Consider the following 10317-nt stretch of genomic DNA (forward strand, 5'->3'; position numbering starts at 1 on the left):
GACCTGGACGTTGTCGAGCACCGGCCCGAACGCGCCGGCGACGGTGCTCCGGAAACTCAGCGTGGTGGAGGAGTTCTGTGCGACGAAGGTGAACTGTCGCCCCACGTAGCCCATCGCGGTCCGGGTCTTGCCGGTGATGTCGAAGGAGAAGTCCTGGAAGTCCTGGCCGTCGACGAGCACCTGCCCGGTGCGCAGCGCGGGCCCGCCGCCGGGGTTGCCGGCCAGCGCGTAGGTGACCGAGTAGGTGGTGCCGGGGACGGTGGTGAAGGTCTGGGCGATGGTGCCGCTGTCGGCGCCGTTCAGGTCCAGCGACTGGTCGCCCTCGGCGGCCTGCCACATGCCCGCGCCGATCAGGTCGACGCTGCCGCTGACGACCCGCCACGGGCCGAACAGCTGGCCGGCGTTGTACTCGGTGAAGGCGTTGGCCGGGGCCTTGGGGGACTCGAAGCTGCCGTCGTCGAAGTGGCTGGAGGCGCGGTTCGCGGCCTGGGCCGGCGCGGCGAGGGTGGTGGTGGCCAGCGCGGGGCCGGCGGCGACGAGCAGGGCGAGGGCGGCGGTTCGGGTGCGCGAGAGCGACATGGGTGTTCCTCCCCGGTTCCAGTGGCGAAGGGCCGATCTTCCAGTGGTGGCGGGCCGAGTCGATCGGCCGCGGGCAGAGCCTCGGCCGTCGTGGTGAGCCCTGCCAAGGCCGGGCGGTCGGCGCCCGGTGGTGCGGACCGGCCGTGGACGGGCTCTCGCGCGCCGGTTTGTCGGACGGCCGCCCGGCGGTGGCCCGATGGATCGTCCGGGTACGAATACCGCGGGTCGACGACCGGCTCTTCAAGCCCGGTGGTGAAACCGGAGGCGCGCGCCCCGCCTGTGCCCTCGTGGTGGCCTGATGAGCATATGAGCGATCGGTGGCCCACGGTCTTCCGGTTGTTTCCGTCGGTCGTTATTGCCGGTCGTTACCGTCGGTCGTTTTCGGCCGGGCTTGACCTTGAGCGCCCTCCAAGGTGGAAGCTGGACTCCTTGATCCACCACGGAACTTGATCGACCGTCGGATCCGTTCCACTCGCAGTTCCCGAAGCACTGCGAGAACAGCCGGAAACAGACAGGAGCACCGTCATGCGCAACGCCCCGTTCGGCAGCAACGGCCCCGAGGTCGGCGTCATCGGCCTCGGCTGCATGGGGATGACCTTCGCCTACGACGTGCACAACCGGGACGACGAGAAGTCCGTCGGCGTGATCCGCCAGGCGCTCGACCTCGGCGTCACCCTGATCGACACCGCCGACATCTACGGCCCGTTCACCAACGAGGAGGTGGTCGGCGCGGCGCTGGACGGCCCGTACCGCGAACGCGCCTTCCTCGCCACCAAGGTCGGCGTCGTCCCGGGCGGGATGGGCCAGGCCGCGGACCGCGACGGTCGCCCCGAGCACGTGCGCCGCTCGATCGACGAGAGCCTGCGCCGGCTGCGCACCGACCACGTCGACCTCTACCAGCTGCACCGGGTCGACCCGGCCGTCCCGATCGAGGAGACCTGGGGCGCGCTCGCCGAGGCCGTCCAGGCCGGCAAGGCCCGCCGGATCGGGCTCTCCGAGGTGAGCGTCGAGGAGATCAAGCGGGCGCAGGCGGTGCACCCGGTGGCCTCGGTGCAGACCGAACTGTCGCTGTGGACCAGGGACGTGCTGGCCGAGGTGCTGCCGTACACCGAGGAGCAGGGCATCGCCTTCCTGCCGTACTCGCCGCTCGGCCGGGGCTTCCTGACCGGCAGCATCTCCTCCTTCGACGAGCTGCCCGCCGACGACTACCGCCGCCGGATGCCGCGCTTCCAGCAGGACGCGCTGAAGGCCAACCTGGAGCTGGTCGGGAGGGTCGGGGCGGTCGCCGAGCGGATCGGCGCCACGCCCGCGCAGGTCGCGCTGGCCTGGGTGCTGGCACAGGGCCGGTACGTCTTCCCGATCCCGGGCACCAAGACGCCGCGCTACCTGGTCGACAACGCGGGCGCGGCCGAGGTCGAGCTCTCGGCCGCCGACCTGGCCGAGCTGGACGCGCTGCCGGAGGCGGCCGGCGGGCGTTTCTGAGCTGCGCTGATCTTCGCAGCTCAGCGTTCCATGACCCACACCAGCTGCCGTCCGGTCTCGGCCGGAGCCCGGACGGCGGCCTCGGCCACCCGGTCGAGCCGGTAGCCGAGCTTGCGCGGGACGGCCGCGCTGGCGCCGTTCGCCCGGTCGCAGCGGATCTCCACCCGCGCGATCCCGGGCAGCGCCAGCGCGGCCTCGGTCAGCGCCCCGGCCGCGGTGGTGGCGATGCCCCGGCCGACGTGCCGGGCCGCGACCCAGTAGCCGATCTCCAGCGCGCCCGGGCCGATCCGCCCGTGCAGACCGAAGGCGCCGACCACCCGGCCCGGTTCGGCGTCCAGACCGGCCAGGTACATGAAGTCGGTGCCGGCGTCCCAGGCGGCGGTGCCGGCCCGGGTCAGCTCGGTGGTCCGGGCCCGGGAGGGCGCCTCGGCGGCCCACTCCATCCAGGGCCGCAGGTGGTCCAGGTTGGCCCGGACGGCCCGGTTCAGCGCGCCCGCGTGGGAGCTGCGGCGGCGGTGCAGCGAGAGACCGCCGGGCAGCCGCAGCAGCTCGGGCGGCCGCCCGGTGGTCGCCTCCAGTGCGGCCCGGGCGGGCTCACAGGAGCGTGGCTGTGCTTGGCTCATGGCGGCGATTATGGCCTTGGCCAGGACCTGTCACCATCCGGTTTTCCCGGGCTCCCCCGGGATTGCCCGGGATTGCCCCGGGATTCGCCCGGGGTTCTCTCGGGCTTCCCCCAGGGCTTCCCCCAGACGGGGGGCGTGCCCGCCGCGGCCCCGGCGCGTCAGAGCCGGATCATCACCTCGTCGAGCTCCTTGCGCCGCAGGTCGGGTACGCGCGCCCCCTCGGCCGGATAGCCGACCGGGATCACGTACGCGGCACGCTCCTCGGCCGGGCGGTCGCACACCTCGTTGAGGAACCTCATCGGGCTCGGCGTGTGGGTCAGCGTGGCCAGCCCGGCCTGGTGCAGCGAGGCCAGCAGCAGCCCGACCGCGATCCCCACCGACTCCTTGGTGTAGTACGGGCGCGGCGAGTTGGGCCCCTTGTGCACCTCGAACACGACGATCACGGCCGGCGCGTCCTCCAGGAAGGGCTTGTTCCAGTCGGTGCCGATCGGCGCCAGCGCGGCCAGCCACTCCTCGGAGGCCCGGTGGCCGTAGAACTCGCGCTCCTCGGCCTCGGCCGCCTCGCGCAGCCGCCGCTTGCGCTCCGGGTCGGTGATCACCACGAACCGCCAGGGCTGGACGTGCGCACCGCTGGGCGCGGTGCCCGCCGTGCGGACCGCCCACTCGATCACCCCGTCAGGGATCGGGCGGGTGGAGTAGTCGCGGACGGTCCGGCGCTGCGCCATCACGTCGTGGAAGGCCTTGCCGCGGTCCTCGGCCTCGTGGGCCGGCACCGTCATCGGGGATAGCGGGACGGTCGGGTAGGGCGTCCCTGCCAGTGCGCTGTCAACCATGGCGCACAGCACAGCACATGACGGTCCCGCCGGGAAGAGGTCGAGACCAATTCCCGGCGGGACCGTCATGTGCTACGCGCGGGGGCAGGGGTCATGCGCGAGGGGGTCAGAGCTCGTGCGAGGGGGGTCAGAGCTCGTGCGCCCGTCCGTCCCGGACCTCGATCCGCCGGTTCACCGCGACGGTGTCCAGCATCCGCCGGTCGTGGGTGACGAGCAGCAGGGTGCCGGTGTAGGAGCCGAGCGCGGATTCCAGCTGCTCGATCGCGGGCAGGTCCAGGTGGTTGGTGGGCTCGTCCAGCACCAGCAGGTTGACGCCGCGCGCCTGGAGCAGCGCGAGCGCCGCCCGGGTGCGCTCGCCGGGGGAGAGGGTGTCGGCCGGGCGCAGCACGTGCACCGCCTTGAGGCCGAACTTGGCCAACAGGGTGCGCACGTCCTCCGGCGAGAGCTCCGGCACGGCGGCCGCGAAGGCCTCCAGCAGCGGCTCCCCGCCCAGGAAGAGGCCGCGCGCCTGGTCCACCTCGCCGACCACCACGCCGGAGCCCAGGGCGGCGCTGCCGCCGTCGAGCTCCAGCCGGCCGAGCAGGGCGGCCAGCAGCGTGGACTTGCCCGCGCCGTTGGCACCGGTGATGGCGACCCGGTCGGCCCAGTCGATCTGCAGGTCCACGGGGCCGAACGCGAAGTCGCCGCGCCGGGCGGTGGCCCCGCGCAGGGTCGCGACCACCGAGCCGGAGCGCGGAGCGGTGGCGATCTCCATCCGCAGCTCCCACTCCTTGCGCGGCTCCTCGACCACGTCCAGGCGCTCGATCATCCGCTGGGTCTGCCGGGCCTTGGCGGCCTGCTTCTCGGTGGACTCGGAGCGGGTCGCGCGGGCCTTCTTGTCGTTGTCGCCGCCCTTGCGGCGGGCGTTGCGCACGCCGTGCTCCAGCCAGTTGCGCTGCATCTGAGCCCGGGCCTCCAGCGAGGACTTGGTGTCGGCGTACTCCTCGTACTCCTCGCGGGCGTGCCTGCGGGCCACCGCCCGCTCCTCCAGGTACGCCTCGTAGCCGCCGCCGTACAGGTTGACCTGCCGCTGGTGCAGGTCCAGCTCCAGCACCTTGGTGACGGTGCGGGCCAGGAACTCGCGGTCGTGGCTGATCAGCACGGTGCCGGCGCGCAGGCCCTTGACGAAGGACTCCAGCCGCTCCAGGCCCTCCAGGTCGAGGTCGTTGGTGGGCTCGTCGAGCAGGAAGACGTCGTAGCGGGAGAGCAGCAGGGAGGCCAGGCCCGCGCGGGCGGCCTGGCCGCCGGACAGCGCCGTCATCGGAAGGTCCAGCGAGACCTTCAGCCCGAGCGAGTCGGCCACCTCCTCGGCCCGCTCCTCCAGGTCGGCGCCGCCGAGGTCAAGCCAGCGGTCCAGGCTCGCCGCGTAGGCGTCGTCGGCGCCCGGGCGGCCCTCGACCAGGCCCTCGGTGGCCTCGTCCAGTGCGGCCTGCGCGGCCGTCACGCCGGTGCGCCGGGCGAGGAAGTCGCGCACCGACTCGCCCTCGCGGCGCTCCGGCTCCTGCGGCAGGTGGCCGACGTTGGCGCTGGCCGGGCTGAGCCTGAGCGAGCCGCCCTCGGGGGTGTCCAGGCCCGCCAGCAGGCGCAGCAGGGTCGACTTCCCGGCGCCGTTCACGCCGACCAGGCCGATCACGTCACCGGGGGCGACGACCAGGTCCAGGCCGGAGAAGAGGGTGCGTTCGCCGTGGCCGGCGCTGAGGTCCTTGACTACGAGTGTGGCGCTCATGATGGGGCCGATTGTAGGAGGAGCGGGGCCCCGGCCGGAAAAGCCCGGGGGCCGCGGCTGTGGCAGCCGCGGCCCCCGGAGACGGGAACCAGCCGCCGATCACTCGGCGGGGTTGGTCGTACGTCCGTGTTGGTGGCACGTCCGTCTTGGCGGTACGTGCGTCTTGGTTGTACGTCCGTGTTGGCGGTACGTGCGTCTTGGTCGTACGTCCGTCTTAGCCGTACGTCTGGCTTGGTCGTACGTCCGTGTTGGCGGCACGTCCGTCTTAGCCGTACGTCCGGCTAGGTCGTACGTCCGTCTTGGTGGCACGTGCGTCTTGGTCGTACGTCCGTCCTGGTTACTTGGCCTTCTTCGAGAAGTAGTCGAACATGTGCTGCGCCACGTCCTCCAGGTACGGGCCGGCCTCGTAGGTGTTGGCGCCGTTGCCGATGGAGGTGTCGCTGACCAGGGCCGGCTTGCCGTCCTTGGTGGCGTACCAGCCGCCGCCGCTGCTGCCGCCGGTCATGTTGCAGCCGATCACCAGCATCGCCGGGCGGCTCGGGTCACCGGTCTTCTTGGCGGGCTTGCCGCCGTCGCAGTGCTCCAGCTCGACGCCGTCGAAGGGCTTGCCCTCCGGGAAGCCGTAGTTGGCGACGCCGGAGAGCTGGTCGCGCGGCGCGTTGAACCACAGCGGCACCGAGCCGCCGACGGTCTCCTCCAGCGACTTGCCCTTCGGGTCGGGGTTGGCGACCTTGATGATGCCGAAGTCGTACTGGCTCCAGGGGCCGCCCTTCTCCGGGTCGGCCTCGGCGGTCCACTGCGGCGAGACCATGCCGGCCGTCGCGTTCCACTCGCCGTACGGCTCGGCGTCCTCCAGCTTGGCCTTCTGCTTGTCGCCGTTGCTCAGTACGCCGTTGCTGTTGAAGGCCGGGGCGAAGGTGATGTCGGTGTAGTACTTGTTGCCCTTGCCGCCGTGCAGGCAGTGGCTCGCGGTCCACACCAGGTTGCTCTTGCCCGGGTTGGCCGGGTCGGAGACGACGGTGCCGGAGCAGACGTAGTCCTCGTTGCCGTCCTTGAAGAAGATCTTGCCGTTGACGTGCATGTTCTTCGGGAACGGGTGCGCCACGGGCTTCGCCGGGACGACGCTCGGCAGCTGGTCCGGGCCGGTCGGCGGCTGGGCGGCGGTGGGCTGCGCGGGTGTCTGCGTCGGGTCCTGGGCCGGCTGCGGCAGCGGCTTGGGCTTGGCGTTCAGCAGCTTCTGCAGCGTCCAGTAGCCCTTGGCCGCAGGAGTGATGACGTTCGCCTGGGCCCACTTGTCCCAGTCCTCGAGCTTCCAGGTCTTCAGCTCTTCGATCGTCGGCAGCTTGATCGGAGCCGCGCCCGGCTTCCCGGACTCGCTGGCCGCGACCGAGGGCGCGGCGGTCTGGGCGCCGACCGGGTCACTGTTGTCCGGCCCGCAGGCGGTGGCGACCACCATGGTCAGCGCGGCGACGGAGGCGCCCAGAACGGCACGGCGCGGCCGGGATATCGGTGACATGAATTCAAATCCCCCTGTTGACTACCGCCGTACGGCCCGTTGCCCGGGTACGGCCCGGAACCGCGGCGGGTATGGCAGGGGAGGAGTCTGCCACGCGGTTGAGGGACTCCTTACATCCGGCCCCGACCGGGACGGGTCTGTCACGGGATCGGCACCGGATCGGCACGTGGCCTTCGTCGGGGCCTCTGTTGGGGCCACTGCCGGGGCCACTGCCGGGGCCTTCGCCGAGGCCTTCGCCGAGGCCCCCGGTGGGCCTCCTGTCAGGGGCTCTCCGCCCAGCGCTCGGAAATTCGGTTGCACGCGTTCCTCGACGTCCCTAGCGTGGTCCACGTCATCAGCCAGACAAGGAGAAGGCCGTTGCTCTACTGAGGTCCCGGGACACCGCCCCGCCGCGCAGGCCCTGCTGCCGTCGCGTGGTGTGCGTGTGTGCGACCTCAGTCACGGCCCTGTGGCGACTTCTTCCGTTTCCTTCGCCGCCTTGTCCTCCGGCCGTTCCGGTCCCGCACCCGCGGTGTCTCCCCGTGTTGCTCATCACCCCCTTCAGCAACCGCCCGGGAGGCCCTACATGGCACAACCCACCACCGCCGTCCTCTGCACCGACCTCTCGTTCGAGTGGCCGGACGGCAAACCCGTACTGGACGGCTTCCACCTCGCCGTCGGCCCCGGCCGCACCGGACTCATCGGCCTCAACGGCGCCGGAAAGTCCACCCTGCTGCGGCTGATCGCCGGCGAGCTCACCCCCACCGGCGGCACCGTCCGGGTCGACGGCGAACTCGGCTACCTGCCGCAGGGCCTCACGCTCGACACCGGGCTGCGGGTCGACGAGGCGCTCGGCATCCGGGCCGCCCGCGAGGCCCTGCACGCCATCGAGTCCGGCGACACCGACCAGAGGCACTTCGACGCCGTCGGCGACGACTGGGACGTCGAGGAGCGCGCCCGCGCCACCCTCGACCGGCTCGGCCTGCACCGCCTCGGCCTCGACCGCACCACCGGCGAACTCTCCGGCGGCGAGGCCGTGCTGATGCGGCTGGCCGCCCTGCTGCTGCGCCGCCCCGACGTGCTGCTGCTCGACGAGCCCACCAACAACCTCGACCGGGCCGCCCGCGAGCGGCTCTACGAGACGGTGGCCGGCTGGAGCGGCGTCATGGTGATCGTCAGCCACGACCGCGAGCTGCTCCGGCACGTCGACCAGATCGCCGACCTGCGGGACGGCGAAGTCACCTGGTACGGCGGAAACTTCGCCGACTACGAGCGCACCCTGGCGGCCCAGCAGGAGACGGCAGAACGGCTGCTGCGCAACGCCGAGGCCGACGTCCAGCGCCAGAAGCGGGACTTGGTCGAAGCCCGTACCCGACTGGAGCGCAGCGCCAGTTACGGCAAGAAGCGCTCCGTCACCCGCAACGACCCGCACATCTTCGCCGGGATGCTCAAGCGCAAGGGCCAGGAGACGGCGGGCCGACTGACCGGCATGCACACCGAACGACTGGAGGAGGCCAAACAGCGGCTCACCGCGGCCGAGGAGGCCGTGCGCGACGACGCCGAGATCCGGATCGACCTGCCACGCACCGCCGTGCCGGCCGGCCGTACCGTCCTCACCCTGCAGAAGGTCCGGCTGTCCTGCGGCGCCACCGCCGACCTCGACCTGCGCGGCCCCGAGCGGATCGCGCTGGTCGGCCGCAACGGCTCGGGCAAGACGACCCTGCTGCGCACCATCGCGGGCGAACTCGCCCCGCTGGAGGGGGAGATCACCGCCCCGGTGTCGCTGCGCCACCTTCCGCAGCGGCTCGACCTGCTGGACGACGGGCTCAGCGTCGTGCAGAACGTCAAGCTGTTCGCCCCCGCCGCGGGGGACAATGCGATCCGCGCCCGGCTGGCCCGCTTCCTGTTCCGCGGCGGCCGGGCCGACCAGCCCGCCGGCACCCTCTCCGGCGGCGAGCGGTTCCGGGCGACTCTGGCCGCGCTGCTGCTGGCCGAGCCCCCGCCGCAGCTGCTGCTGCTCGACGAGCCGACCAACAACCTGGACCTCGCCAGCGTCCGCCAGCTCACCCAGGCGCTGGCCGCCTACCAGGGCGCGCTGATCGTGGTCAGCCACGACCTGCCGTTCCTGCGCGGCCTGGGCCTGACCAGGTGGCTGGAGTTGGACGGCGAACTGAGGGCGGTGGACCCGATGTAGCGGCTACTGCTCGTCCCGGTCCCCTGGGGTGTCACCGTGGGAGTCCCCTCGGGAGTTCCCCCTGGTGTCTCCTCGGGAGTCCTCGGCCCTGAGCACCCTGCGGGCCGTGCTCAGGGCCGAGTCCCTGAGCCCGGCCAGCTCGTCCGGGGTGAACACCGGGGTGCGGATGTCCGGAGGGATGCCGGGTCCGTCGAAGCTGGTGCCCCTGCGGGTGAGGAACTTCTCGTTCGGCAGCGCCACCATGAAGTCCGGCGAGAGGGTCTTGATCATGACGTCGGAGAAGACGCCCTGGGTGTTCTGGCCGATCCGGACCACGTGAGGGGAGCGGCCCATCAGGGCCTGGGTGAAGGTCTCGGCCGCGCTGATCGACGCCGAGGAGGTGAGCAGGGCCACCGGTCCGGTGAAGTGCCTGCCGTTCGAGGGCTGCACGGTGATCGGCTGCGGCCGGGTGTACCTGGTCGGATCCGCCGGGTCGTCGCGGGCCACCTTGCGGTAGGCGACGTACGGGCGGTCGGTGAGCCGGGAGGCGATCTGCAGCCCGAGCACGTCCGAGCCGCCGCCGTTGACCCGGACGTCGATCACCAGCCCGGCGATCCGGTCCGGGTCGGCCAGCAGGGTGTCCAGTGCGCGGTCGAGCTCCTCGGCCTGGGCGACGAAGAAGCCGTCCGCGTAGTCGCTGAAGGAATCCACCCGCAGGTAGCGGAGGCCGTCCGGGAGTTGGCCGACGGTCAGTCGTCCGGCTCCGAAGGTCCGTACCGGTCCGGCGAGTTGGGCGGCGACGGCCTCCCGGGCCCGGGCCAGGTCGGCCTTCGTCGGCGGCTCGGTGCCCGGGCGGCGCCCGCTGAAGACGCCGTGCGGGCGGTCGGTGACCCGGGCCAAGCTGGTGTGCGCGTCGTCGAGCGGGTCCAGCAGCCGGACGAACGCCTGCTGGAGCTCGTCGGGGGTGGTCGCAGGGCCGATCTTCCGGCGCTCCTCGGCGCAGCGGGCGGGCCAGTCGATCCGCTTGGCCGCGAAGAAGGGGTAGTTCTCCGCGAAGGTCTCGGCGAATCGGTCGAAGACTGAGAGCGGGTCGTTCGGCGCCGGCCGGGTGCAGAGCGCCGGCAGGGCGTCGAGCCGGTTCAGCATCGTGGTCCCGGCCGAGCCTTCCGCGCGCTGGATCAGTGCGTCGGTGCCCTGCGGGGTGAGCGTCAGGGCGTTGTCGTCGATGACGAACCGGGTGGTGCCGTCGGGTCCGGGCGCGCCTCGGCGGTCCGCCACTATCCAGCCCGGCACGCAGCTGTGCGCGGTCACGTCGTAGGTGGTCAGCCGGTCCCCGGCGACCACGGCCACCAGGCCGTAGCCGTCCA

Annotated in this window: 8 protein-coding genes; 2 read left to right on the top strand and 6 right to left on the bottom strand. The window is 72.2% G+C overall.

Annotation, left to right across the window (positions count from 1 at the left end; genetic code table 11):
* Positions 1-579: choice-of-anchor C family protein (locus J0670_RS18255; protein ID WP_207812676.1), on the bottom strand; the 579-nt coding region annotated here is incomplete at its 3' end.
* Between the two features lie 525 nt (positions 580-1104).
* Between J0670_RS18255 and J0670_RS18260 the strand changes: the two genes are divergently transcribed.
* On the top strand, positions 1105-2061 hold the full coding sequence (locus tag J0670_RS18260) for an aldo/keto reductase (RefSeq protein WP_207812677.1): 957 nt from the start codon (positions 1105-1107) through the stop codon (positions 2059-2061).
* Between the two features lie 20 nt (positions 2062-2081).
* On the opposite strand, the gene J0670_RS18265 is transcribed toward J0670_RS18260, so the two are convergent.
* The 4 genes from J0670_RS18265 to J0670_RS18280 form a co-directional block, all read right to left on the bottom strand.
* Positions 2082-2684, bottom strand: coding sequence for a GNAT family N-acetyltransferase (locus J0670_RS18265; RefSeq protein ID WP_207812678.1), 603 nt, complete (start codon positions 2682-2684; stop codon positions 2082-2084).
* Positions 2685-2842: 158 nt separating this feature from the next.
* On the bottom strand, positions 2843-3517 hold the full coding sequence (locus tag J0670_RS18270; RefSeq protein WP_207812679.1) for a nitroreductase family protein: 675 nt from the start codon (positions 3515-3517) through the stop codon (positions 2843-2845).
* Between the two features lie 127 nt (positions 3518-3644).
* Positions 3645-5282 carry an ABC-F family ATP-binding cassette domain-containing protein gene (locus J0670_RS18275; RefSeq protein WP_207812680.1) on the bottom strand — a complete coding sequence of 546 codons (1638 nt, stop codon included), beginning with the start codon at positions 5280-5282 and terminating at the stop codon, positions 3645-3647.
* 337 nt (positions 5283-5619) lie between these two features.
* Complete coding sequence (locus J0670_RS18280) at positions 5620-6798, bottom strand: serine protease (protein WP_207812681.1); 1179 nt, start codon at positions 6796-6798, stop codon at positions 5620-5622.
* A 565-nt stretch (positions 6799-7363) separates the two neighbouring features.
* Between J0670_RS18280 and J0670_RS18285 the strand changes: the two genes are divergently transcribed.
* On the top strand, positions 7364-8971 hold the full coding sequence (locus J0670_RS18285) for an ABC-F family ATP-binding cassette domain-containing protein (RefSeq protein WP_207812682.1): 1608 nt from the start codon (positions 7364-7366) through the stop codon (positions 8969-8971).
* Positions 8972-8974: 3 nt separating this feature from the next.
* Here the strand turns inward: J0670_RS18285 and J0670_RS18290 are convergent.
* On the bottom strand, positions 8975-10317 hold a 1343-nt coding region (locus tag J0670_RS18290; protein WP_207812683.1), incomplete at its 5' end, for a S41 family peptidase.

It is taken from the genome of Streptomyces sp. FH025 (genome assembly GCF_017427025.1).
GTDB lineage: Bacteria > Actinomycetota > Actinomycetes > Streptomycetales > Streptomycetaceae > Kitasatospora.